Annotated in this window: 29 protein-coding genes and 1 other RNA gene; 10 read left to right on the top strand and 20 right to left on the bottom strand. The window is 66.2% G+C overall.

Annotated elements, in window-relative coordinates; translation table 11 throughout:
- Positions 1-34: 34 nt before the first annotated feature.
- A complete protein-coding gene (locus Q4C89_RS01820) occupies positions 35-532 on the bottom strand; it encodes a hypothetical protein (protein WP_303100901.1) in 498 nt (165 codons plus the stop codon).
- Positions 533-589: 57 nt separating this feature from the next.
- Between Q4C89_RS01820 and Q4C89_RS01815 the strand changes: the two genes are divergently transcribed.
- Positions 590-1,381, top strand: a complete 792-nt coding sequence (locus Q4C89_RS01815) for a hypothetical protein (RefSeq protein ID WP_303100900.1) — start codon at positions 590-592, stop codon at positions 1,379-1,381.
- A 62-nt stretch (positions 1,382-1,443) separates the two neighbouring features.
- Entirely contained in the window at positions 1,444-1,875 is a 432-nt protein-coding gene (locus Q4C89_RS01810) for a hypothetical protein (protein WP_303100899.1), read from the top strand.
- A gap of 70 nt (positions 1,876-1,945) precedes the next feature.
- Here Q4C89_RS01810 and pprM read toward each other — a convergent pair whose 3' ends face one another.
- Together pprM and Q4C89_RS01800 are read right to left on the bottom strand one after the other, a co-directional pair.
- On the bottom strand, positions 1,946-2,212 hold the full coding sequence (gene pprM / locus Q4C89_RS01805) for a DNA damage response modulator PprM (RefSeq protein ID WP_303100898.1): 267 nt from the start codon (positions 2,210-2,212) through the stop codon (positions 1,946-1,948).
- Between the two features lie 280 nt (positions 2,213-2,492).
- A complete protein-coding gene (locus Q4C89_RS01800; RefSeq protein WP_303100897.1) occupies positions 2,493-4,553 on the bottom strand; it encodes a DNA topoisomerase subunit B in 2,061 nt (686 codons plus the stop codon).
- Between the two features lie 281 nt (positions 4,554-4,834).
- Here Q4C89_RS01800 and Q4C89_RS01795 point away from each other — a divergent pair, with 281 nt between their 5' ends.
- Complete coding sequence (locus tag Q4C89_RS01795; protein ID WP_303100896.1) at positions 4,835-7,474, top strand: vWA domain-containing protein; 2,640 nt, start codon at positions 4,835-4,837, stop codon at positions 7,472-7,474.
- A 78-nt stretch (positions 7,475-7,552) separates the two neighbouring features.
- Here Q4C89_RS01795 and Q4C89_RS01790 read toward each other — a convergent pair whose 3' ends face one another.
- Together Q4C89_RS01790 and Q4C89_RS01785 are read right to left on the bottom strand one after the other, a co-directional pair.
- A complete protein-coding gene (locus Q4C89_RS01790) occupies positions 7,553-7,966 on the bottom strand; it encodes a thioesterase family protein (protein WP_303100895.1) in 414 nt (137 codons plus the stop codon).
- Positions 7,963-8,271, bottom strand: a complete 309-nt coding sequence (locus tag Q4C89_RS01785) for a ribosome-binding factor A (RefSeq protein WP_303100894.1) — start codon at positions 8,269-8,271, stop codon at positions 7,963-7,965. The genes Q4C89_RS01790 and Q4C89_RS01785 overlap by 4 nt, the downstream gene beginning before the upstream one ends.
- 71 nt (positions 8,272-8,342) lie before the next feature.
- Between Q4C89_RS01785 and Q4C89_RS01780 the strand changes: the two genes are divergently transcribed.
- Entirely contained in the window at positions 8,343-8,795 is a 453-nt protein-coding gene (locus Q4C89_RS01780; RefSeq protein ID WP_303100893.1) for a DUF3197 domain-containing protein, read from the top strand.
- A 33-nt stretch (positions 8,796-8,828) separates the two neighbouring features.
- On the opposite strand, the gene rnhA is transcribed toward Q4C89_RS01780, so the two are convergent.
- Both rnhA and Q4C89_RS01770 read right to left on the bottom strand, forming a co-directional pair.
- Positions 8,829-9,365, bottom strand: a complete 537-nt coding sequence (gene rnhA, locus Q4C89_RS01775; protein WP_303100892.1) for a ribonuclease HI — start codon at positions 9,363-9,365, stop codon at positions 8,829-8,831.
- A 52-nt stretch (positions 9,366-9,417) separates the two neighbouring features.
- Entirely contained in the window at positions 9,418-10,614 is a 1,197-nt protein-coding gene (locus Q4C89_RS01770; protein WP_303100891.1) for an AI-2E family transporter, read from the bottom strand.
- 77 nt (positions 10,615-10,691) lie between these two features.
- Between Q4C89_RS01770 and Q4C89_RS01765 the strand changes: the two genes are divergently transcribed.
- The gene (locus Q4C89_RS01765) at positions 10,692-11,243 is read left to right on the top strand and encodes a DUF2721 domain-containing protein (protein ID WP_303100890.1); all 552 of its coding nucleotides are present in this window, start codon (positions 10,692-10,694) and stop codon (positions 11,241-11,243) included.
- On the opposite strand, the gene rnpB is transcribed toward Q4C89_RS01765, so the two are convergent.
- From rnpB to Q4C89_RS01750, 3 genes are all read right to left on the bottom strand, one after another.
- An RNA gene (gene rnpB / locus Q4C89_RS01760) (RNase P RNA component class A) lies at positions 11,243-11,682 on the bottom strand. The two genes, Q4C89_RS01765 and rnpB, sit on opposite strands and share 1 nt — an antisense overlap.
- 37 nt (positions 11,683-11,719) lie before the next feature.
- Positions 11,720-12,508, bottom strand: coding sequence for a pseudouridine synthase (locus tag Q4C89_RS01755; RefSeq protein WP_303100889.1), 789 nt, complete (start codon positions 12,506-12,508; stop codon positions 11,720-11,722).
- Complete coding sequence (locus Q4C89_RS01750) at positions 12,498-12,899, bottom strand: hypothetical protein (protein WP_303100888.1); 402 nt, start codon at positions 12,897-12,899, stop codon at positions 12,498-12,500. Before Q4C89_RS01750 ends, Q4C89_RS01755 begins: the two co-directional genes overlap by 11 nt.
- 157 nt (positions 12,900-13,056) lie before the next feature.
- Here Q4C89_RS01750 and Q4C89_RS01745 point away from each other — a divergent pair, with 157 nt between their 5' ends.
- The 4 genes from Q4C89_RS01745 (at position 13,057) to Q4C89_RS01730 (ending at position 17,284) form a co-directional block, all read left to right on the top strand.
- On the top strand, positions 13,057-14,676 hold the full coding sequence (locus Q4C89_RS01745) for a PRC-barrel domain-containing protein (RefSeq protein WP_303100887.1): 1,620 nt from the start codon (positions 13,057-13,059) through the stop codon (positions 14,674-14,676).
- Between the two features lie 64 nt (positions 14,677-14,740).
- A complete protein-coding gene (locus tag Q4C89_RS01740) occupies positions 14,741-15,430 on the top strand; it encodes a Bax inhibitor-1/YccA family protein (protein WP_303100886.1) in 690 nt (229 codons plus the stop codon).
- Positions 15,431-15,599: 169 nt separating this feature from the next.
- Positions 15,600-16,703, top strand: coding sequence for a sensor histidine kinase KdpD (locus Q4C89_RS01735; RefSeq protein ID WP_303100885.1), 1,104 nt, complete (start codon positions 15,600-15,602; stop codon positions 16,701-16,703).
- Positions 16,700-17,284, top strand: coding sequence for a response regulator transcription factor (locus Q4C89_RS01730; protein WP_303100884.1), 585 nt, complete (start codon positions 16,700-16,702; stop codon positions 17,282-17,284). The genes Q4C89_RS01735 and Q4C89_RS01730 overlap by 4 nt, the downstream gene beginning before the upstream one ends.
- A gap of 73 nt (positions 17,285-17,357) precedes the next feature.
- Here Q4C89_RS01730 and dtd read toward each other — a convergent pair whose 3' ends face one another.
- The 3 genes from dtd to Q4C89_RS01715 form a co-directional block, all read right to left on the bottom strand.
- The gene (gene dtd / locus Q4C89_RS01725; RefSeq protein WP_303100883.1) at positions 17,358-17,795 is read right to left on the bottom strand and encodes a D-aminoacyl-tRNA deacylase; all 438 of its coding nucleotides are present in this window, start codon (positions 17,793-17,795) and stop codon (positions 17,358-17,360) included.
- Positions 17,792-18,052: a DUF1844 domain-containing protein gene (locus Q4C89_RS01720; protein WP_303100882.1), complete on the bottom strand. Its 261-nt coding sequence runs from the start codon at positions 18,050-18,052 to the stop codon at positions 17,792-17,794. The genes dtd and Q4C89_RS01720 overlap by 4 nt, the downstream gene beginning before the upstream one ends.
- 76 nt (positions 18,053-18,128) lie before the next feature.
- Complete coding sequence (locus Q4C89_RS01715; protein ID WP_303100881.1) at positions 18,129-18,890, bottom strand: LysM peptidoglycan-binding domain-containing protein; 762 nt, start codon at positions 18,888-18,890, stop codon at positions 18,129-18,131.
- Positions 18,891-19,001: 111 nt separating this feature from the next.
- On the opposite strand from Q4C89_RS01715, the gene Q4C89_RS01710 reads away from it, so the two are divergent.
- Positions 19,002-19,310, top strand: a complete 309-nt coding sequence (locus Q4C89_RS01710) for a hypothetical protein (protein WP_303100880.1) — start codon at positions 19,002-19,004, stop codon at positions 19,308-19,310.
- Positions 19,311-19,318: 8 nt separating this feature from the next.
- On the opposite strand, the gene mnhG is transcribed toward Q4C89_RS01710, so the two are convergent.
- The 7 genes from mnhG to mbhE all read right to left on the bottom strand — a co-directional run.
- The gene (mnhG, locus tag Q4C89_RS01705; RefSeq protein ID WP_303100879.1) at positions 19,319-19,711 is read right to left on the bottom strand and encodes a monovalent cation/H(+) antiporter subunit G; all 393 of its coding nucleotides are present in this window, start codon (positions 19,709-19,711) and stop codon (positions 19,319-19,321) included.
- On the bottom strand, positions 19,708-19,968 hold the full coding sequence (locus Q4C89_RS01700; RefSeq protein WP_303100878.1) for a monovalent cation/H+ antiporter complex subunit F: 261 nt from the start codon (positions 19,966-19,968) through the stop codon (positions 19,708-19,710). Before Q4C89_RS01700 ends, mnhG begins: the two co-directional genes overlap by 4 nt.
- A complete protein-coding gene (locus Q4C89_RS01695; RefSeq protein WP_303100877.1) occupies positions 19,965-20,480 on the bottom strand; it encodes a Na+/H+ antiporter subunit E in 516 nt (171 codons plus the stop codon). The genes Q4C89_RS01700 and Q4C89_RS01695 overlap by 4 nt, the downstream gene beginning before the upstream one ends.
- Positions 20,477-22,060: a proton-conducting transporter membrane subunit gene (locus tag Q4C89_RS01690; protein ID WP_303100876.1), complete on the bottom strand. Its 1,584-nt coding sequence runs from the start codon at positions 22,058-22,060 to the stop codon at positions 20,477-20,479. Before Q4C89_RS01690 ends, Q4C89_RS01695 begins: the two co-directional genes overlap by 4 nt.
- Positions 22,057-22,509, bottom strand: coding sequence for an NADH-quinone oxidoreductase subunit K (locus Q4C89_RS01685; RefSeq protein ID WP_303100875.1), 453 nt, complete (start codon positions 22,507-22,509; stop codon positions 22,057-22,059). Before Q4C89_RS01685 ends, Q4C89_RS01690 begins: the two co-directional genes overlap by 4 nt.
- Positions 22,509-23,087, bottom strand: a complete 579-nt coding sequence (locus Q4C89_RS01680; RefSeq protein WP_303100874.1) for a Na(+)/H(+) antiporter subunit B — start codon at positions 23,085-23,087, stop codon at positions 22,509-22,511. The genes Q4C89_RS01685 and Q4C89_RS01680 overlap by 1 nt, the downstream gene beginning before the upstream one ends.
- Positions 23,080-23,546, bottom strand: a 467-nt coding sequence (gene mbhE, locus Q4C89_RS01675) for a hydrogen gas-evolving membrane-bound hydrogenase subunit E (protein WP_368493195.1), incomplete at its 5' end; no start/stop codon positions are given. The genes mbhE and Q4C89_RS01680, both read right to left, overlap by 8 nt.

Raw genomic sequence — 23,546 nt, 5'->3', positions numbered from 1 at the left:
ACTTCAGCACGCCAGCGTCAGCAGTGGATGAGGGTCAGCGGCCCGGCGTGCTGCCGGGAAAAGTCGCCACGAATCCGGCCATGTACGCGCAACCGTACAGAAATAGGGTCGCCACCGGAAGCAGCCGCAGCAAACGCGACTGCGAGAATGCGCCGGAGGTCGCCAATTTGCCTGACAGCAGCACTTCGAGCACCACCAGCGTCAGCAGCGCGAAACCCGAGTACAGCAGGTGCATTCCTTCCTGGGTCGGGTCGAAAGGAAGACCGTATTTGGTTTTGCCGCCGCCGATATCCACGGCGCTCGGCACCTTGGCCCCGCTCAGCGCCAGCAGTGTACCCGTCAGCGCCGGAATGATGAGGCCCAACCAAGTCAGCCGGAGCCAGACCAGGAAGCCAGGGGACACCCGCCCGGTCCAGGCCACCCCCAGGCTCCAGCCGAACAGCACCAGCGTCAGCAGCGCAAAAGGCGTGGGAAAAAGAGGCAGGGGAAAGCCGACAATTTGAAAATTGTGGATGAGCCGCAAAACTTCCATGTCTCTACAGCATAACCAGCCCGAGGTGATGCGGCGCTTTCCGCTACCCTACAGGACATGGATTCCCTTGGCCCTCTATTTGGACAGTATGGCTGGCTGCTGGGCCTGTTCAGTGTCCTGAACATCCTGTGTCTGGTTCACGCCGTCGTCACCCGCCAGGGAGCACTGTGGATAGTGTTGCTGGCGCTCAACCTGTTTCTGGGCGGGTTTCTCGCCACCCTCTTTTACACCATCATGGTGCTGGTTCCTGGCCTTCAGGGCAGCCGCCGCGCCGCGACCCAGGCCGTGCAGCGCGGCGTTGAGGCCATCAAGCCGCTGGACGTGCGACTGCGTGAGGCCCAGCAAGCCCTGGCAGAAAGCGACACCCTCGCCAACCGCAGCGAGGTGGCGAACCTGCAAGCCCGCGCCGGACGCCTGGACGAGGCGCAGGCCACCCTGGAGCCGCTGCTGCGCGGCATCTACGCCGACGACCCGGTGGTGCTGCTGAGTGCGGCCCGTCTCGACCTGGCCCGACAGCGTCCCGCCGAGGCCGAAGCGCGGCTGAGCCGGGTGGACCTCAAGACCAGCGCCGCCACCCGCACCCAGACGCTCACGCTGTTGGCCCAGGCCCAGGAGCAGCAGGGCAAGCCCGAAGCCGACGCCACCTACCAGGAAGCCAGCCGGGGCGCGACCACCGAAGAACCCCGTGCCCGCCACGCCGCCTACCTGCTGCGCCAAGGCCGCACCGACGAAGCCAGCACTGTCCTCGCCGCGCTGGAAAAGGCCGAGCGGCAGGCCAGTCCCCTCTACCGCAAGCAGGAGCGCGAGTGGTTCCAGATGGCGGCAGAACTGCGGCGCGAACTGCGCTGAAGCTCAATGCCCGCTCAAGGCCAATCGTCATCCGACCGACCCGCCGACAGCTAACGTGACCTATGCGAATCCTTCAGATGGCTATGGTGGCGGGGCTTTCTCTGGTGGGCGTGGCGAGTGCCGGGGGGCAAGCGGCCTTGTCTCCGGCAATTCTGGCGGGCCAATGGTCGGGAGCGGTGGTAGAACCGGCAGCCGACCTTCACTACGACATGGTGGCCCAGATTGCCCCACGTACCGACACACAGGGCCGCTTTGCCCAGGTGCGTTACACCAACGACGTCGGCTGCGACGTGGAATGGTTCCTGATTGGGCAGACCGCCCGCACCCTGAGTGTGCAGGAAAAGGTGCTGGATGGCCCCTGTGTGGACGTGAAACTCGAACTTTCGCTTGACCGCAGTGGCCCCCGCCCGGTGCTGAGGGTGGTCAGCCATGACGACGCGGAAGGCAACACCCTACCCGAAATCACCCTGCAAGCCGAGCTTGTGCGCCGCTGAGTACTGGGCCGGACAACAGCCAAAGCAAAAGCCCCCACCTTATCCGGGCGGGGGCTTTTGGGTGATGCGATTACCAGCGGTCGTCGCGGCGGGGACGGGGGCTGCTGTTGTAGGCCGGGGCCGGGGCAGCTTTGGTCACCACGATGTTCTTGGCCTGGGGGCCTTTGCCGTTCTGACCGGGTTCAATTTCGAACTCGACTTCGTCACCCTCGTTGAGCTTGCGGAAGCCCGAGGAGTTGATGGCGCTGTAGTGCGCGAACACGTCGGCACTGCCTTCCGTCTCAATAAATCCGAAGCCCTTCTCTGCGTTGAACCACTTCACTCTTCCAGTTGCCATCTCAAATCTCCTTGCTCTCACCAACAAAAGGCCACATGCCGCTTGTGCTCTTCTTCTCCGGCATGTCCCTTCAAGTTCTCTGCTGGCGTTGAACGAAAGGAAGCATAGGGGTCAGCGGCGGCGTCAAACGGGACATGGCACACACTTTCCCTACAGTTGGACAAAGTCTAAAGGTCGCCGGGGCACTCTGCCTCAGGCAGAATCGGCCAACGGAACGGCCTAACCAACACAAAAACCGCCCACTTCCTCGAAAGAAAGGGGGCGGCGCAGCTTCCGTGCCTCAGACGCTGATTTCCGCAAACCGCGCATTCTCGCGAATGAAGTCCTTGCGCGGGGCGACTTCCGACCCCATCAGGGCGTCGAAAATCTCGTTGGCGATGATCAGGTCGTCGATGCTCACGCGCTTGAGCACGCGGGTTTCGGGGTTCATGGTCGTTTCCCAGAGCTGGTCGGCGTTCATCTCGCCCAGCCCCTTGAAGCGCTGAATCTCGTACTTCTTGCCTGCTTTGTTGGCTTCGGCGACGTGTTCTTTGAGTTCTTCGTTGGTGAAGAGGTACACGCCCTTGTTGTTCTTGGTCTGGGCGCCCACCGTAATTTTGTAGAGCGGCGGCTGAGCGATGTAGAGGTGCCCCTGCTCGACCACCGGGCGCATGAAGCGGAAGAAGAACGTCAGCAGCAGCGTGGTGATGTGCCCGCCGTCCATGTCGGCGTCGGTCATGATGACGATTTTGTGGTAGCGCAGGTTTTCGAGATCGAAGCGCATTTCCTCGCCCTTGCCGTCGAAGCCCGCGCCGATGGCCCCGATGAGCGACCGGATTTCGGCGTTCTTGAGAATCTTGTTCAGCTCGGCCTTTTCGACGTTCAAAATCTTGCCGCGCAGTGGCAAAATCGCCTGGAAGCGGCGTTCGCGTCCGCCCTTGGCGCTGCCGCCTGCCGAGTTGCCTTCCACGATGAACAGTTCGGATTCGGCGGGGTCCTGGCTGGAGCAGTCGGCCAGCTTGCCGGGCAGGTCGTCGTTTTCCAGCGGGTTGGAGCGGCGCACGATGTCGCGGGCCTTGCGGGCAGCGTCACGGGCGCGGGCAGCTTCGGCAGCCTTTTCGACGATGGTCTTGCCGATTTTGGGATTCTCTTCGAGGAACTGCGCGAACTTCTCGCCCACGATGGCGTTGACCGCCGTCTGCGCCTCGGAGTTGAGCAGCTTGACCTTGGCCTGCGACTCGAACTGCGGGTCGCCCACCTTGACGCTCACCACGCAGTAAATGCCTTCGAGCAGGTCGTCGCCGCTGGGCACCGGGTTCCCGGCCTTGATGAGGTTCTTGGACGCGGCGTACTTGTTCAGCACGCGGGTGTAGGCCGTCTTGAACCCGGTCAGCGGCGTGCCGCCGTCGCGGGTGCGAATCATGTTGGCGTAGGTCAGGATGTTGTCGCTGGCGTAGGTGTTGGCGTGGATAAACGCGACTTCCACCTCCACCTCGGCGTGAGTACCGCGCATCACGACGGGCTGGTCGTAGAGCAGCTTGGTGTCGTCGGTGACCAGGGCGCGGGCAAAGTTGGCGATGCCGCCCTTCTCGTGGAAGATTTCTTCCTTGACCTCGCCACCGTGCAACTCGGTGCGCTCGTCACGAATGACGATTTTCAGGCCCGTCAGGTAGGCCAGTTCGCGCAAGCGGTTGCGAATGCGGGTGTAGTCGAACTGGTTGTCGAACTCTTTGAAGATGGCGGGGTCGGGGTGAAAGCTGACCTTGGTGGACCACTTCACGTCCCCCGGGGTAGCCCCCAGCACTTCGAGCGGCTGCACCAGCACGCCCTTCTCGAAGCGGACGTGGTGCAGTTGGCCGTGCTTGTTCACGGTCACGTCGAGGTAGGTGGACAGCGCGTTGACCACCGTGCTGCCCACGCCGTGCAGACCGCCGGACACCTTGTACGCGCCCTGACCGAACTTGCCGCCCGCGTGCAGCTCCGAGAAAATCACTTCGATGGCGGGGCGGCCCTTGGACTTCATGATGTCCACGGGAATGCCACGTCCGTTGTCGGTGACGGTGGCGGCGCCGTCGGCGTGCAACACGATCTGAATTTCGTTGGCGAAGCCCGCCAACCCCTCGTCGATGCCGTTGTCGATAATTTCGGTCAGCAGCTGGTGGTAGCCGTCGATGCCCGTGCCGCCCTGCACGTACATGCCGGGGCGTTTGCGAACAGCGTCCATGCCCTCCAGCACACTGATCTGGTCGGCGTTGTAGTCGTCGGCATTGCCCGCCGCGTGGCTGAAACTCGTGGTCTGGGCCTCATCCTGGGGCTGGTTCTGGTGCGTCTGGCCCTGGAATTCGTCGTCACTGTGGGTCATGGTTCTCCTCAAAAAGCCGCCCACGCGGGGCGGAGCCAGCCTGAATCCTGGCAACGTGAGAGCTTATGCCTTTGTTGCCGGAAACGGAAAGTCCCCGGCCTTGACCCCCAATATAGCGTGAGACATGAAAATTATCAATTCTATTACGCCATATACATAACACTGTCGGGGGGTTTGTGATGCCGGAATGTCGGTGTGGTGAGGCTTTTCGCGGCCCCCGCCGAGCCTTTGCCCGCCCCCCCCTTTCACCCCTCGCGCCGACAGGTCAGAATGAGAAGGCGATGCGCCACCCTAACCTGACCAAGACCCTCACGGGCCGCCTGCTGCTGGTGGGTGGCTTTAGCCTCCTGGGCCTGAGTGCCGCGCAGGGGACGGCTCCCCTGACCCTCACGCGGCCCGCTCCGACCAGCTCCAATCCGTTTGCCACCATCACCACCTGCAAGCTGCCCAGCGGCCCCATTCCCACGCAGAGCCGCGCCGTGTTCGTGCTCGACACCAGCGGCAGCATGCGCGGTATCGGTGACGGCAAAGCCGACATCTTCAACGAGGTCAAGGGCAAGGTCGAGCGCTACGTGGACACCGCCCGCCCGGACGAAGTCCAGATCATTACCTTCGACAGCGGCGTGCGGGCCGAGCGCAACTACAGCCTGCCCGCCCAGGAGAGCCAGCTTCGCAGCGACCTGCGTAACCTCAAGGCCGACGGCAACAACACTTACCTCTACCGCTCCATGCACGCGGCCCTGAGTCCGCTGGCCGCCAGCGACCGCTACGTGACCAGCGTCTTCGTGCTGACCGACGGCATCGACAACGACCCCCAGCCGCGCTACTCCGCCGAGAGTGCGCTGTCGTCGTTTCAGGCCCGTGGCAAACTCGACACCCTGGCCTACGTCGCGCTGGGCAGCACCATTCCCACCGACGCCAAGAATGCCCTGGCCGCCAGCGACTACGCTTCGGGCATCACCTTGCCTCCCGGAGAGGTGCCCGACCTGGTCGAGCTGACCGGCGGTATCGGCATGGCGACGGTGACCGACCCCAGCCGGGTGCCAGCGCCTTTTGCCGACGGCACGCCTCTGGCCCTGGCCTCTCAGAACGAGCAGGTGACGCTGGCGCAGCCCGCCGTGGTTGCCGGAACCACCCAGTTGAACATTCCCAAGGACCTGCCTGCGGGCAGTACCGCCCTGCTGTGCGCTCCCCCGCCGACCGAACCGAACGTGGTCGGCCCGCGTACCCGGCGCGTGCTGCTGAAACTGCGCGTGGGGGAAACGCCCCCGGCGACGACGACCAGCACCACGACCAATACGGGGACAAGCACAGGCACGCCCACCCCCACCACGCCGCCCGCTACGGTCACGACCCGCACCACCACGACCCAGACGACCACCCCGGCGGTCAGTGTGGATGGGGCAGCCTACCTGACGTGGCTCAACCCTGGAGCCGACACCCGACTGGGCCAGGGCGACGAAACCGTGCTGCGCTACCGCGCTTCGCCGGACATGAACCTCGACGGCAGCGAGTTGCTGCTGCCCGCCGGATTGCAGGGCTTCGAGACGGTGCTGGAGCGGCAGTCCGGCGCACGCGACTTTGCGCTGCGGGTGCGACGCACGGCCAGTTCGGCTCCCGACGCCACCCTCGCGGCGGCGCTGCCCAGCGGCCTACTGACGCCGCGCCTGCTGCTCTCGAGCGGTCAGGTCATCAGCCTCGTTCCCGTGCAAGTGGGCGGCCTGAGCACGACGGCAGGGCGAGAAACCACGCTCCCCGTCTCCCCCATTCCCGCCGCGCCGGGCACCACGCAGGTGACGCTGGCACCGGGCACTCAGGCTTCCGGCACGCAAGTCACCACGTCGCAGACCACCACGCAGACGGCTCCGGCAAACGGCACTGGGATGAACGGCACTGGGGCGACCGGAACCCAGGGCGCTGGCGTCCAACCCAACGGAACCCAGCCGGGCGCGGCCCAGACTGCTACGGGCCAAAACAATGCGGCGCAAACCGGCGCAGCCCAAACGAACGGCACCCAGGGCACCGACGCCCAGACTTCGGCAACCCAGACCACCACGCAAACCACCACGACCCAGACCACCCCCGCCACCGAGCGCCGCAGCGGGTTCCCCTGGTGGCTGCTGCTGTTGCCCTTGCTGCTGCTGTTGGGCCTGCTCGCCTTTGGGCTGTGGCGCAGGCGCGGTGCAAAGGCCGGGACGGGGAGCATGGCAGCGGCGGCGGTCAAGGGCAACCGCCCACCGCCCGCGCCCAAGAAGGTGGTTGCGGCCGCTCCGGTGGCCGTGCCTGCTCAGGTGCCCGCTGCTGCTGCCCCCGCCCCGACCCGCGTGGAAGGCGTCCATTACCGCGACGACCGCACGCTGGCCCTGATTGGCCTGGACGGCGAAGTGCGCGGCATGCCCAGCCCGCTGAGTGGCCCCTTCGACCTGGGGCAGGTCTCGCGGGTGGCCGAACTGCGCGGTCTGCGGGCCGAGCAACTCCACGAAGGGCTGCAACTGGTGCAGATTCCCGAAGACCTCATCGTCAGCCACGACACCAAACTGCTCAGCAGCGGCGACCTGATTGCGCCCGGCACCCTGCTCAGCGTGATTCCGGCGGCGTCGAACGGCACGGCGGCGCGGCCTTCGCTGGGGTCGCTGACGGGCCTGGGCCGCCCGCTGATGCTGCGGGCCAACGGCGCCCATCTGGAAATCACCGGGCCCTACGGCGACCACCTGCTCAACCTCACCCCCGGCATCCTCGACCTGGGCGAACTGCTCGAAGCGCCTGCCCTGCGCGGCCTGCGCCTTAGCACCCGTGGCTACCGCATTCTGCTGACCGACGTGCCCGCAGGTCTGAGCGTCGCGCCCTCGGGCGAACACACGCCCCTCAAGCCAGGGATGTACCTGCCGGAGCGCATCGGCCTGCTGCTGCGCGGTCTGTAAGCGCTGAACGAAACCCTGCTTGGCAACCGAAGGAAAGGGCGACCCGTGAGTTGAAAACGGGCCGCCCTTTTTTTGGCCTTAGGCCAGCGCCGCCAGCACGTCTTCGGGCAGACGGGCGGGGCGGTAGCTGTGGTCGGTGGCGATGTGATGCGTCTCGCCCGTCGCCAGCAGTTCGCGGCCTTCGGGGTCAATGCGGTGCAGTTCGTAGGCGAATTTGAGGGTTCGGCTGCGAACCTCGCTGACGCGGGTGGTGAGTTCCAGCAAGTCGTCGTAGCGGGCGGCGCGGCGGTAGCGCACCTGCAAGTCGCTGAGCATCAGGTAGTAGCCCCGCGCTTCCAGATCGCGGTAGGGCAGGCCCAGCGCGTGCATCAGGTCGGTGCGGCCTACCTCGAACCACACCGGATAGCCCGCGTGGTGGGCCACACCCATCGCGTCGGTTTCGGCGTAGCGCACGCGCAGGCGGGTCTGGCTGGTTTTTCCGGTGCCCGTCACAGCAGCCCCCCCATGCCGGGAAAACGCCCGTCGTCGGCCGAGTGGAATTCCAGCGTGGGGGTGCGCCGCATTCTCACGTGCTCGGCGACTTCGCGTTGCAATCGGCCCCGTGCGTGCGTCAGGGCCTCCAGCAGTGCGGGCATGTCGGCCCCAATCGCACTGACGTAGACGCGGGCCAGACCATAGTCGGGCGTGACCTGCACCCGCTCCACCGTCACGATCAGCGGCACGCGGGGGTCGCGCAATTCGGAAATGGCGCTGCTGAGAACGCGGGTCAACTGGGCCTGCACCTGTTCGGGCTTCATAGACGGTCATCGTACCCCCCGGCGAGGCGGGCGGGGCTGTTTTCGGGGCGGCGGGGGGCTATGCTGAGGCCATGAAGATTGCTGACCCGCTCGGCACGCCCGGCGCTCCCCAGGACACCTGGCAGGCCATGCAGCGCCGTCTGGACGAGGCCGACCAGAAGCAGCCGGACATGCAGCGTGCTCGCCTGATTCTGGTCACCGACCGCCAGGGGGACCGCCTGCACGCCGGATACGCCGCCCTGGTCACGCTGGGCCAAGGCGAAGGCGAAACGGCGGTGCTGTCTGCGCCTGCGTTTGGCCCCCGCTACGGCGAGGCGGGCCAGCAGGCGCTCACCGAACTGGTGCGCTGGGCCGAGCAGGCCGGACTGGCAACCCGCGAAACCGTGCTGAGCAGCGGCGACTATCAGCGCGTGCTGGCTGAACCCGACGCGCAGGAAGTCGCCGCCCTGATTGCCGCCAGCAACCCCGCCGACCCCGCCATCTACACTACCCCGCTGCCCAAACCGGAAGACGGTTGGAGCTAGGGCCGAGCACCCCGCCTTTTGCGGCAGCTGGTCTTACCTGAGCTTCTTGCGCTCCAGCACAGCGAGTTCGTCCACCCGCTCGTTTTCGCCGTGTCCGGCGTGGCCCTTGACCCACAAAAAAGTCAGGGAGTGAACCTTGGCAAGGGCGATGAGTTCTTCCCAGAGGTCCTGGTTTTTGACGGGCTCCTTGCTGGCGGTTTTCCAGCCGTTGCGCTGCCAGTTCAGAATCCAGCCGTCCGTGAAGGCTTTGCGGAGATACTGGCTGTCGGTCACCACCCGAATCTGACAGGGGCGCTTGAGGGTTCGCAGTCCTTCCAGAAGCCCGCGCAGTTCCATGCGGTTGTTGGTGGTGTTTTCCTCGTTGCCGCTCAGCACCAGTTCGCGGTCGCCATAGCGCAGGATGGTCGCCCAGCCGCCATGCCCCCGCGCCGTGTCGCAAGCGCCGTCGCTGTACAGCTCGACCAACTGCCCCGTGACGGGCACCTCCGGCTGAATGCCCGCACGAATGGGCAGCAGGTCACGGGACGGGTCGGCTTTTTTGCGGGGCGGGCGTGGGCCGGGGGGCGTCATAGGCGGGAACTGTAGGGAGTCGGGCGAGGGGTGTCAACCCTGGCGGATGCTTTCAGGATTTCCGGTTAGGCGCAGGGGGCGGCACCTGATCGGCCTTTTCCAGATCCACCACTGCCGGGTCAAGCGGCACCGCCCAGTCGCCGTCACCCTGGTAGGCCGGGGTGGGGAACCAGTAGCGCCGCAGCCAGCGCCCGACCAGCGAGGCCGTGGGAATGGCGAGCAGCGCCCCCGGCAGGCCCGCCAGCCCGCCCCCGATGATGATGGCGATCAGAATGCCCGCCGCGCTCATGTTGACGCTGCGGCCCATCACCATCGGCGCAATCACGTTCCAGGCCAACTGGTTCAGAATGAAATACAGCGCCGCCACCAGCAGCAGCGTGGTGTTGCCCTGCGGAATGGCTTGCAGCAGCGCGGGAATGGCCGAGAGCACCATGCCTACCAGCGGCACCAGGTTCAGCAGGCCCGTCAGCAGCCCCAGGGCCAGCGCGTTGGGGACGCCCAGCAGCAGCAGCCCCGCCCCGGCGATGGCACTGATGACCAGCAGCAGCAGCAGTTGCCCCCGGATGTAGTTGCCGAACGACTCGCTGATGTCCTCGGAAACGGCGAGCAGGCGCGGTTGCCAGGTTTTGGGAAACAGGCGCAGGATGCCCCGCCCGAAACGCCCGTGGTCGAGCATGAAAAAGACCGCCAGCGTGAGCACCAACCCGGCCTGCCCCAGCCAGTTCATGACCCCGCTGACCTGTCCGTACAGCATGGAATCCGGCCCCAGCACGCGCCCGATCAGGGGGCCGATGTTCTGGCTCAGGGCGTCCAGTTGCTCACGGACGTACTGGGTGAGCTGCGCCTGGGTCTGCGAAATCTGCGGGTTGTCGCCCGGCTGCTGGCCCCTGTCGAGCAGGTTTTGCAGCAACCCTGGCAGGTTTTGCAGCAGCCCCGGCAGGTTTCCCAGGAAACTGACCACCTGGGACGCCACTGTCCAGAACAGCAGGCCCATGATGCCCAGCAGCGCCAGCATGATCAGGATGGTGCCGAAAGGCCGCGTGATGCGGTGTTTTTCCATCTTGACCAGCAGCGGGTTGACGGTATACGACAGGGCGTAGGCCATCGCAATCAGCGACAGCGGCCCCGCGATGTGCCGCGCCGCCATCAGCAGCAGTACCGCCGCCACCGTGTACACCAGCAGGCGCACGTAGGAGCGGCTCCAGAGGAAGGAAAGCAGTTGCGGCACGGTCTGAGGAGCGGTTGCCATCTCGCCTCAGAGTACGCCTGTCTGGTCAGGTGAGGCGCAGTGGTCTGAGCAGCGGCGGGGCCGTTAGGCTAGGGAAGATGGCCGACTCGATGACCTCGCTGCTGACCGCCATGATTACGCCCGCCGTGCTGATCGGCGGCGCGGGCACCCTCATCATGAGCACCAGCACCCGTGTGGGCCGCGCCACCGACCGGGTGCGGAGCCTGACCGCCCGCTTCAAGGAACTCGTCTCCGAAGAGGGCCAGAGCGAACCGATGGCCCGTGAGGAAAAGCGGCTGATTATGCGGCAGTTGCCCCGACTCTCACGCCGCACCCGCTTTTTGATGCGTGCCCTGCAAGCCTTTTACCTGGCGGTGGCGCTCCTGGTGGTGACCAGCATTCTGCTCGGGCTGGACGGCCTGTTCGGCATCGATACCGGGAGTCTGCCGCTGGTCATGGCCCTGGCTGGCAGCGGTGCGCTGGCCTACGGCGCCACCCTGCTGAGCTACGAAGCCCGCTTCAGTGCCGCGACCACCAAGGAAGAAATGAGTTTTCTGGAAGACTTGGGGCAGCACTACGCCGCGCTCTACGAAGAGGGCGCAGAGCCACAGGAAAAAGAAAAAGCCCCAGCCGCAAAGCTGGAGCCGTAAGGCACGGGGAAACGGTAAGCCGGGTTCTGTCTGCCCCAGGGAAGCTGCGGCAGCCTGGTCATCTCTCTGGGACGCCTGTTGCCAGGGCGCCTCTAGCGACCATCCTGACGGTCAGCGGGCGGGCCGCCCTACCGTACTGTCGGGTCTTGCACCGGATGGGGTTTACCAGACGCTCCCTGTCTCCAGGGAACCTGGTGCGCTCTTACCGCACCGTTTCACCCTGACCATCGCGCACCCGCGCCGGGGCCGTGTGGGATGGCGGTCTGGTTTCTGTGGCACTTTCCTTCGACTTCGCCGCTTTCCGCCTGCCCTTGGCGCACACGCGGGCGCTCGACTCGCCGACCAGCCGTTAGCTGGCATCCTTGCCCTGCGGTGCCCGGACTTTCCTCACCCTTCCTGCCCGAAAAAGCAGGTCAGGCGCGACCAGGAGTTTCCCCGCGCCCCCGATGGTAGCAGGTCTTCAGGCGTACTGGGCTTTAGCCGTACTGGGTGCCCCAGCGGTCTTGCGCGTCCTCCCAGGCGGCCTGCCACTCGGCGCGGGGGATTTTTTCGGGGTGCAGCAGCAGGTCGAGGTCGCGGCGGCTCAGTTCGCGGAACTCGCCGGGGCGCAGGTCGCCCAGCCACAGCCCGCCCACGCGGTAGCGCACCAGCCGCCCTACCGGATGACCCAGTGCTTCCAGCATGCGGCGCACTTGACGGTTGCGGCCTTCGCCCAGCACCACATACGCCCCGTCTATCCCGTACACGTCGCCAGCGGGCGCGGCGCTGAGGGCCTGGGCGGGGCCGTCGTCCATCGCCATACCGCGTACCAGCACGTCCAGTTCGGCCTGGGTGGGCGGCTCACGGCCTTCTGTCCAGGCGCGGTAAGCCTTTTCGTGGCCGTAGCGCGGGTGGGTCAGGGTGAGGGTCAGGTCGCCGTCGTTGGTAAGCAGCAGCAGCCCTTCCGAGTCCTTGTCGAGTCGCCCCACCGGATGCAGTCCCGGCACGTCGGGCATGGCGTCCAGCACGTTGCGCCGCCCGTATTCGTCGTGCGCGGTGGTGACATAGCCGACAGGTTTGTACAGCGCGTAGGTCACGCTTTCGGGCCGGGTCAGTTCGACCAGCCGACCATCCACGCGCACCTCGTCGGCCTCGGACACGCTCTGGCCCAGCGTGGCGACCTGCCCGCCCACCGTGACCCGCCCGGCGCGAATCAGGTCTTCGGCGGCGCGGCGCGAGGCGATTCCGGCGCGGGCCAGCCGCTTGTGCAGTCGTTCAGTGGTCATTTGGTTCCTCCCGTGTGTCTGCCCCTCTGACCGATTTGCCCAGCGGCACCGCCAGCAGGGCCAGCAGCGCAGCCAGTCCCAGCCAGCCGACCAGCACCCATAGCATGGTGCCCACCCCACCCAGACTGGAGCCGAAACGCAGCGCGGCGGGAAGCAGGGTCGCGACCAGCAGCAGGTTGCCGCCCACCAGCCCGCCTACTTTGGCCCCGTCGGGCGCGGCACTCGCCGCCACCTGAAAGCCGCCCCAGGCGAGCAGCAGTCCGCCCGCGCCGCGCAGCAGCCACAGCGGAGAAACCCCCAGGCGCGTGGCAGCGTCGGCGGGAAAAAAGTAAAGGAGCAGCCCCAGCGGCACCAGGAGCAGGGCGGTCAGCCAGAAGGCAGCGCGTAACACGCGGGCCAGTGTAGAGCCTGCCCGCCCCTGCCTGCCGCCAGCGTTGCTAAAGGTTCCCGCAGCACCGGGCCGTGTCGCCCCCCCCGCCCGGCTTTCTAGACTGCGGACGAAGGGCCACCGGGCTACGCGCCGGGAACCCCACTTCGGAGGAACTGAAATGTTGAAAGGCAAAGAACTGCTGGGCCGTCCCATCGTCGCCGTGAGCAATGGAGAACAGGTCGAAAACGTGCACGACGTGGTGTTCGACCACCAGGCCAACCGCGTGCTGGCGCTGCTGGTCGAGGAAGGCGGCTGGCTGCACGCGGCCAAGGCCGTGCCCTTTGGCCGGATACAGTCGTTCGGCGAAAAGGCCGTCATGATTGCCACGCCTGCCGACGTGGTCAGCACCAAGCAGGACCCCGAACTCAAGGCGGCGCTGGCGGGCAAAAGCAACCTGATCGGCCTGACCCTGCTCACCGAGGACGGGCACACCCTCGGCAAGATTTCGGACGTGTATTTCGACGAGCGCACCGGGCAGGTCGAGGGCTACGAGGCCACCGGGGGCTTTTTTGCCGACATGACCAGCGGGCGCACCTTCATTCCCGCGCCGGGCAGCATTCAGATCGGCAAGGACAGCGCCATCGTCCCGGCTGCGGTGGCCGCCGCCATGCGCGAACAGACCCCCGGCGGCATTCGCGGGGCGTTTCAGGTGGCCGGACAGAGCCTGACCGGAGCGGTGCAGACCGCCGCAGGTAGCGTGCGCGGAGCCGTACAGGACGCGGGCCAGAGCGTGCGCGAAACCTACGAAAACCTGGCCGACGCTGGCCGCGAGCGCCAGCAGGAAGTCCTGGTCGGCAAAGTGGCGGGCCGTGATGTGCTGACCGACACGGGCCGCGTGCTGGTGAAGGAAGGCGAGACGGTCACCCAGGCCCACTTTGCCGACGCCGAGCGTGAAGGCAAGCTGGCGGCCCTCGCCGCAGCCGTCACGGGCGGCACGGTGCAGGCCGCTGTGGACCAACTGCGCTCCAAGGTGCAGAGCAGCGCCGCCGACTTGCAAGAAGCCAGCGCCGAGAAGCAGCGGGACTTCGTGGTGGGCAAAGTCGCGGGCGACGACGTGCGTACCCCCGGCGGCGTCCTGATCGTGGCGAAGGGCGCGACCATCAGCGACATGCAGGCCAGCTACGCCGAGCGTGAAGGGGTGCTGCCTGCCCTCGTCGCCGCCGCTGGTCAGGGCAGCGTGGGCCAGGGCGTGCGCGGCCTGCTCAGTGACCCCGGCCCCACACCCGTCGGGGCCTCGGTGGGCCGCCGGGTACTGGAAGACGTGCGCTCGCCCGTGGGTGGGCTGCTGGCAGTGCAGGGCCAGATCGTGACCCCCACGATTGCCGAGCGTGCCCGTGAGCTGGGCATTGAAGACCGCCTGTATGCGGCGACCCAGACCCCGGCGGCGGGCGTAGGTGAAGACCTGCGCGAAGGGGCCACCGAAGTACGTGACCAGTTGGCAGACGGCCTATCCAGCATCGCCCAGGGCACCGAGCAACTGCTGGGCCGCGCCAAAGCCTGGCTGGGCGACAAGCGCGAGGAAGTCGAAACGGCGCTGAGCCGCCAGGAGCAGGAAGCGCATCAGGCCCGCATTCGTGACGCGCTGGGTCGCCCGGTGCGCCGCGCCGTGCTGACCACCACCGACCGCGTGATTCTTCACCCTGGCGAGTACGTGACCCACGCCGCCCTCGACGAAGCCCGCGCCGCTGGCGTCCTCGACCTCTTGCTCGATAGCGTGGAAGATACCGGCCCCGTCTGAATTGTCTAAGCACTCCAGGCAGGAGCGGGAACTTTTGCCCGCCTCCTGCCGTAGTGGAGAACGTATGCAGAATATTGCCGTCACTCAACAGCGCACGGCGGATGTCGTCCGCACGTTTATGGCCCGCACCTACTCGTGGATGTCGGCGGGACTGGCCCTCACCGCAGGCGTGGCCTACCTGACCGCCCAGAACGGTGCCCTCGCCGCCCAGGTCATGGACCTGCGTCTGCCGCTGATGCTGGCGCAACTTGCCCTGGTGTTCGTCCTGAGCCTGTTCGCCCAGCGCCTCAGCAGCGCCGTCGCCGGAATCCTGTTCATCGCCTACGCCGCCCTCACGGGCCTGACCTTCAGCGCCCTGCTGTTCGCCTACTCGCCCACCGCCGTCATCACCGCCTTTGCGACCACCGCCGGAACCTTCGGCCTGATGAGCGTCGCCGGGTTTGTCATCAAGAAAGACCTCAGCGCGATGGGCCGCTTCTTCATGTTCGCCGTGATTGGCCTGCTGGTCGCCATGATCGTGAACCTGTTCGTCGCCAGCAGCGCCCTGACCCTGGGCATCAGCATCGTCGGCGTGCTGCTGTTCGCGGGCCTGACCGCCTACGACACCCAGATGCTGCGTAACCTCGCCCTCAGCGGCATCAGCGGCGAACAGGCCGAGCGGGCCGCCATCAACGGCGCTCTGGCCCTCTACCTCGACTTCATCAACATGTTCCTGTTTATCCTGCGTCTGTTCAGCGGCTCCTCGCGTGACTGATTGACCGCCGAGTTTCTCGCCAGCGTCCCACACGGGGCGCTTTTTTTGGCCCGCACCCCCCCCGACTGCCCACCCGCCGGACGCAGCTTTGGGGGATTGACAAAACGGCGCTTCGGGAGCAGCACCGGGCGTGACGGTTCTGTTAGAAGACGTTCCTTACAGTGTCTGCATGACCCTGCGCACTTCTGTCCTGTCGCCTGCCCCAGAGGGTTCAGGCCGGGGCAAGCGTGGCCGAGACAGGCAAAACCTTTCGCTGCGTACCCTACGTTCTCAGTTCACCCTGGTCATCGCACTTCTGGCGTTTTTGCCCAACTTGGTGCTGACCCTCATCTCATCGGCCCAACTGACCTGGGTCACCTTTCTGTGGATGCTGGCGGTGGCCCTGCTCTCCACCATCATCGGCTATGTGCTGAGCGGCGCCCTGCTTCAGCCGCTTCACCGTCTGGAAGTCGAGGTGGGCGAGGGAGATTTCGACCAGTTTCACCGCGACGACCCCCGTGAAATTCGCGCCCTGCGAAAGGCGTTTGGGAGCCTGCTGACGCGTCTCAGAACCGAGCAGATGCGGCGGAGTGCCTTCATGGCGACGCTGGTTCACGACCTCAAGACGCCCCTGATCGCCACCGGGCACCTCACCCAGGCCCTCACCGAACTGCCCCTGCCCGAGAGCGAACGCCGCGAGGTGGGGCGGCAGATTCAGGCCGAAACTGCTCGATTGCTGGCGCTGGTGCAGCAGATGGCCGACGCCCACCGCTACGAGCGCGACCAGATTCGGCTCGACTGTGCGCCCACCGACCTGCGCGAACTGCTCGACCGGGTGGCCCGCCGCCTGACCCCGCAGGCCGAGGCCCGGCAACTGCGGTTGGAGGTGTGTGGCGAAGGCCGGGCCGAGGTGGACGCCGCCGCCCTTGAACGCGCCATCGGCAACCTGACCGAGAACGCCGTGCGCTACGCCCGCCACACCGTCACTTTGCAGATTCAGGGCCACACCGTCACCGTGCAGGACGACGGCCCTGGCCTCAGCGCTCCTTTCGAGGAACTGGCGCAGCCTTTCAGCGCCCAGCCCACCACGATTGCCGGACAGCAGTACACGGCGGGCACAGCGGGCCTGGGGCTGTTCATCGCCCACCGCATTGCCCTGGCGCATGGCGGCGAACTGAATTACAGCCGCACCCCCCACGCCGCCTGCGGGCCGCCCGCCGCCTCACCCGCTGCCCACCCTGACCCTGCTCTCTACACCACGTTCACCCTTGTCCTCCCGGAGGTCAACCCATGAGAATCGTAATTGCCGACGACCATCCCCTCTTTCGTATGGGCCTGAAATACGCCCTCATCCAGCAGGGCTTCGACGTGGTGGCCGAGGCTGCCGACGGCCCGACGGCCCTCGACGCGTGCCGCACCTATCAGCCCGACGCAGCGCTGCTGGACGTGAAGATGCCCGGCATGACCGGCATCGAGGTCTGTGACCGCCTGCGCCTGACCGCGCCCCGCGTGGTGAGCATCCTGATTACGACTTTCGCTGAACCCGCCATCGTGCAGGCGGCCCGCGCCGCTGGGGCCAAGGGCTATGTCAGCAAGGAAACCGACCCCGAAAGCCTGGCCCGGCAACTGCGCGACATCGTGGCGCACCCCGACGTAGACCGCCTGCCGCAAGTGGACGTCCCGCGCCTGACCCCACGCGAGTCCGAGGTGTTGCCGCTGCTGGCACAGGGCTTTTCCAACAAAGAAATTGCCCACAACCTCGGCGTCAGCCCCGACACGGTCAAGGACCACCTTGCCCGGCTATATGCCAAGCTCAATGCCGGAGACCGCACCGAGGCTGTGAGCCGTGCCCGCAGCATCGGTCTGTTGAGCTAATACGGGTTTCGCGTTATGGATGCACAGGCGTTGCCTTTCCGACTGTGCAGGAATTAAGCGGAATCCGTATTAGCTACATCTCCAGCGAAATCGTCACCGGGCCGTCGTTGACCAGCTCAATCTGCATGTGCGCCCCGAAGACGCCCTCACCGACCTGTACTCCCAGCGCCCGCAACGCCTCATTGAAAGCGCCATACAGTTCGCGTCCCAGTTCTGGGGCCGCCGCGCCTCCATAGCTCGGGCGATTGCCTCGGCTGGCATCGGCAAATAGGGTGAACTGGCTGATGCTCAGTACCCCTCCGCGCACGTCCAGCAGTGAGCGGTTCATCTTGCCTGCCTCGTCGTTGAAAATTCTCAACTTGACGATTTTGGCAGCCAGGGCCTGAGCGGTCGCCGCCGTGTCACTAGGGGCGACCCCGAGCAAAACCAGCAGACCCGGCCCGGTTTCCCCGGTCAGGCGGCCTTCCACATGGCAACTGGCCCGCGTGACCCGCTGCAAAACCGCTTTCATGCCTGGGCCAGCCGCTCGCGTAGAGAAGCCACTGCGCCCGAGAGCAGTTCGGCTTCGGTGAGGTCGAGGTTGCCCCGTGTCTTTTCAGCCAGCATCAGCAGCAGCCCCAGGCTCCGCTCGGCGGTTTGACGGGCACGCTGCTCGGTCAATAGACCGTCGCGGGCCGCCGAGGCCGTCGCTGCGTTGAGGTCGCCCAGCGCCGCCTCCGCAGTCGCTTGCAAGCTGTTGACCAGACCGACAAATTCAGGATGAGCCATGCCAGCGATGCTAGCAGCCGTAACCATAAAGAACCCGCCCCCCATCCAGGGAAGCGGGCGAAGGCTCAGGAAAGGCTCAGCCGGGGATACGGATCTTCTGACCGGGGTGGATCAGGTCGGGGTTGCTGATGTTGTTGTAGTGGGCGATTTTCTTGTACTGCATGGCGTCGCCGTAGTACTTCTCGGCAATCTTGCTGAGGCTGTCGCCCGCCTTGACGGTGTACACGGTGTCGCCGGTTTCCTCGTCCTTGTCCTTGGCGAGGTCCTTGACGCCCGCCGCCACGCGCAGGCCGCTCACGTCCACGCCGCTCACGCCTTCGACGTCACGGGCAATCTTCTCGGCGAGGCGCAGTTCGTGGTCGTTGTCCACGACGCCGCGCAGGATGACGCTCTTGCCGCTCTGAAGCACGTCAATGGGGTCGTCGGCCAGTTCGCCGTTGCTCCGAATGGCCTGATGCACAGCCTTGGCGATGCGGCTGCTGTCCTCAATCTCTACGTCGCCTGCGCTCTGCTGGACGATGTCGGGCATCTGAATAGGCGTTGCGGGGATGTCCTGCACCTGGGCCGCTGGAGCGGGGGTGGGGGCCGCCTGGGGCTGGGTGGTGGGAGCAGCGGTCTGCTGGAGAATCGTCACGCCGCTGGTGTCAATGTTCTTGACACCGTTGATGCCACCCGCCACCGCATTAATGAGACCGATGATGGATTGACGGGGCGCTTCACCCGTCACCTTGACCGTGCCACGGCTTTCCTGAACATTCAAGCCGAGAGGAGACAGCACCGGGTTGGCGCTGAAAGCTTCTTTGACGCGGTCTGCCGTATTTTTTCCAAAGGGCCACATGCCCAGACCTTATCCCCTTTCGTGGGCTTTATCACGTTTTTTTAAGGTTTGGCCAGGAATGTCCCTGCACGGACGACGCCCCTAGACCGCCTCAAACGGCATACTCACGGCATGAACGGTTCCGTTTCCCTTTCTTCCGAAGACCGCGCCCGTCTCGACCAGGTGTTCATGCAGGTCGTGCTGGACGTACAGGCCCAGGTGCAGCAGCAAAAGCCGCCGCAGGGAGGAAACCTCGCAGCCATGTTTCACAAGGAAACGGTCAGCGAGGCGCTCCAGGGCTGCGCCATGCTGATTGCGGGCTGGAATCAGGGCCAGGTGGACGGCCCCGGCGTCACCCGCGCGGCGAAGGCGCTCCGGGCGCTGGAACTGCCCGAACTGGCCGAGCGCGTGGAGAAGTTGCGGGGCATTGCCGAAGAGTAATTTCGTCCTCAGCCCTCTTCCGCCTGCATCGCCCGTACCGCGTCACGGTCGGCCTGGGCGACTTCCTCGGCCTTGCCCAGTGCGCCCCAGTCGTCCACGCCGTCCGGCAGCACCGGCACCAGCCCGCGCAGATAGGCCGCCTGGGCGATGAGGTAGGCAGTGAGCGGCGTGGTCAGGAACTGAAAGAGCAGGACCGCGATGAGCCGGGTCAGCGCCGCCGAATCCTGAAACGACAGGGCCACCCCCAGAAAGATGCCCGCCGAGCCGAGCGTGACCAGCTTGGAGCTGGCGTGCAGGCGCGAGTACAGGTCGGGAAAGCGCACCACCCCGATGGCCGCCGTCAGCACGAAGAAGGCCCCGATAAGGATAGGAATGTCGCGCCAGGGGTTGAAATCGGTCACCGCATCACCCGCCCGGTGAGCAGGTAGCGGGTCAGGGCCACCGTGCTCAGGAAGCCCAGCAAGCTCAGCACCAGCGCGGCGTCCAGCATCACCAGCAGGTGGGTGCGAACCGCCATCAGGACGAACAGCACCACCAGATTCACGCTCAGAAAGTCGAACGCCATGATGCGGTCGCCCCAGCTCGGGCCGCGCAACACGCGGTAAGTCACCAGCAGCACCGACAGTGTGACGATGCCCAGCGCAATATCAATCATCATGCCAGTTCCTCCATCGGCCGCCAAGGCCGCCTGACCGAGTCGGCGGGCAAGAACCGCAACAGTTCACGCTCGACCCGCAAAATACTTTCCCGCGCCGCATCCAGGTCAGGTAGGCCCACCGCGTGGGCATAAAGGGTGCGGCGGTCGGCACTCAAGCCCATCGCCACCGTGCCCGGCATCAGCGTGATGACGGCGGCGAGCAGGGTCAGGCTCAGCTCACTTCGCAGGCGCAGCGGCACAGTCACGATGACCGGACTGAGCCGGGGTTCACGCCGCAGCGCCATCAGCGCCACCTGCACGTTGGCGACGGTCAGTTCCCGAACGAAAAAGACCAGAAAGCCCAGGAAGCCCCGGCTGCGTTCCACGTACTCTTCGGCCCCCAGCGCGTGCGGAAAGAGCCGCAGAATCAGAAAGCCCACCAGAAAACCGACCGCCAGTTCGCGGCTGCTGACCTCGCCCGAAAAGAGCGCCCAGACCACCGCCAGCAACAGATTGAGGGCAAACCCTCTCATTTCTTCTCCTTTTTCTGCACGTCGCTGCCGGTGGGGGGCGGCGGAATCACGATCGGCTCGTTCCCCAGCACGCCGCGAATGTAGCGTCCGTGGTCGATGAGTTCCTGCGAGGTCTGCCCGGCAAAGTGCAGCAGTGGCCCCGCGCCCAGCGCCAGCCCAGCCACCAGCACCGAGGCGAGATAGGCGGGCAGGCGCTGAAACAGCGGGACACGCCGCACCGGTTCTTCACGCGGGTGCTTGCCCCAGAAAAAGCCGCGCCAGATGTTCAGCAGGGCGTAGAGCGTCACCAGACTCGACAGCAGCGCCGAGACCACCGCCAGCAGCGCCAGCGGGCTGCCCTGCGCCAGTCCGGCCCGCACCAGCGCGTACTTGGCGACGAATCCGCCCGTCGGGGGCAGGCCGGAGAGCGTCAGGGCGCACAGCAGGTAGCAGCCCGCCAGCAGTGGCAGGAATTCCAAAAAGCCGCGTGACTTGACCTCGCGCTGACCGCTCGCCCGCTCGGCCACGCCCGCCAGCAGGAACATGGCGAGGGTCGCCAGCACACTCACGGCGAGGTAGGCGACGGTGGCCCGCAGCGCCTCGGGGGTACCCAAACCCAGCCCGAAGGCGAGATAGCCCACGCTTCCCACCACCGTAAACGACAGAATGCGCCGCCACTCGCGCTGACTGACCGCGCCGAGAGCGCCGTAGAGCATGGTCACCGCCCCCAGCCCCAGCATCAGCGCGCCGGGCAACTCGCTTTCCTGCTGAAAGACGGTCGTAAAGACGCGCAACATGGCGTAGACGCCCACCTTGGTCAGCACGGCGGCGAAGAACGCACCACTGGCGGCAGGCAGGGCCGGGTAGGTGCCGGGCAGCCAGAAGCCCAGCGGAAACAGCGCTCCCTTGGCGGCGAACACGATGAGCAGCAGCACACTGACGGCCGTGACTGTCGCGTTCGGCCCCAGTTCGGCGCTGCGCTGGGCGAGGTGGGCGAAATTGAGGGTGCCGAGCGTGCCGTAGGCCAGTCCGCAGGCCGACACCAGCAGCGCCGAGGCCACCAGATTCATCACGATGTAGCGGAAGCCCTCGCGCAGTTGCTCACGGGTTGAACCCAGCACCGCCAGCGCATAACTGGCGACCAGCATCACCTCGAAGGCCACGAACAGGTTGAAGAGGTCGCCGGTCAGGAACGACAGTTGCACGCCCGTCAGCAGCAGCAGCAGCAGGGCGAAGGCGTGGTGGCGTTCGCGCACCCGGTCTTCGTCGGCGGCCATGAACCAAGCGGCGAACACCCCCGACACCGCCCCCAGCACGCTCATGTACGCGCCGAGGCGGTCGGCGGTCATCACGATGCCGAAAGGAGCCGCCCAGCCGCCCAGGGCACTCACCAGCACGCTGCCGTCCGAAGTGGCGACGAGCAGCAGCAGCGAAAACAGCAGGGTCAGCAGGGTGCCGCCCATCAGCAGGGCGACCTTGAGGGGACGACGCCAGGGCGAGAGCAGCAGCAGCCCCAGCCCCAGCGGCGTCAGGATGGGCGCGAGGGGCAGCCAGGAATACAGCACGCCCGCCGCCCCCGTGGTCACGGTTTCGGCACTCATGAACGGCCTCCTTTGCCGGAAGGAATGCGGGGCGGGGGGGGCAGTTCCTCCCAGTCGGGGCGGTCGGGACTCTGGTGCTCCGGGTCGGCGTACATGCCGTCCTGGGCGTCGGCGTCACGGGCGAGGTTGTCCCCGAAGGCTTCCACGTCGTCGTGGCCCGCCACCTGATAGGCCCGCAGAGCGACGGTGAGCAGCAGCGCCGTCGTCGCAAAGCCGATGACGATGGCGGTCAAAATCAGCGCCTGCGGCAGGGGGTCCACATACGGCCCCGGCAGCGTCAGCAGCGGCGGAGATTTGTTTTCCAGGCCCGCCACCGTCAGGATGGCGAGGTTGACGCCGTAGCCGATAAACGCCAGGCCCAGCACCACCCGCACGATGGAGCGCGACAGCAGCAAGAACACGCCCGCCGCCACCAGAATGCCGATAATCAGGGCAAAAAGTGAGGCCATCAGTCGTCTCCTTCCACCCGTTCGGTGGGCCGCACGTCGGTCAGGGACTCGGCAATCAGCATGGCGCTGCCCACCACCACGCCGAACACGCCGATGTCGAAGAGCATGGCGGTGGCCCACTCGAACTCGCCGGTCAGGGGCGTGGTCAGGTAGCCGAAATCGGTCTTGAGAAAAGGTTTGCCCAGCAGGTACGGCACCAGTCCGGTCGTGAAGGACAGCGCCGCTCCCCAGGGAATCAGGCGGGCGGGGTCTATTCGCAGCGCCGACTCGCCTGTGGCGATGCGGTGCAGAATCAGGGCGCAGGCGGTCATCAGGCCCGCGATGAAGCCGCCTCCCGGCGCGTTATGCCCGCGCCACAGCAGCAGCAGCGCGAACACCATCACCAGCGCGAAAGCGGCGCGGCTCACACTCCGCAGGATGGGGTCGCCGCTCAGCGGGGGCGGAGTGGGGGCGTCGTGTCCGGCCGTCGGCGCGGGCTTGCGGTCACGCGCCGGGGTGCGGCCCGAAGTCTGTGCCGAGGTCTGGGCTGCCTGGGCGGTCATGCCGGGCGCACGTTTGGTCTTTTTCTTCTTACTCATTCTTTTCCCCCGGCTGATGACTTGCCTCCGGCTGGGCCGAGTGGGTGGACGCAGCGCCGGGAGCCTCCAGATAAATCACCGAGTACGGCGGAATCTTTTCGCCTTCGGGCAGGATGGGTGCTCCCTCGGGCGAGACGCCCAGCGGCGCGGTGCGGGTCTTGCCGGGCTTGCCGAGGCGCACCAGACTGGACACCGCCAGCGCGACCATCGCCACCACCAGCCCCTCACCCAGCGTATCGAAGCCCCGGAAGTCCACCAGCAGCACGTTCACGGCGTTCTTGCCGCCGCCGCCCGCGTACGAATTGACCAGATACCAGGGTGAGATGGGCGGAGCCAGAAAGCGCAGGCTGGACAGCACCAGCAGCGTGATGCCCAGGCCCGCGCCCCCTGCCAGCAGCGCGTCGAGCAGGAGGCGGCCCCGCGTGCGCGGCAGGTCACGCACCCCCGGCAGGTAGCGGA

Origin of the sequence: Deinococcus sp. (genome assembly GCF_030523985.1) — a bacterium.
Taxonomy (GTDB): domain Bacteria; phylum Deinococcota; class Deinococci; order Deinococcales; family Deinococcaceae; genus Deinococcus.
The sequence above is the reverse complement of the archived record's forward strand: the minus strand, read 5'-3'. Positions and strand labels throughout refer to the sequence as shown.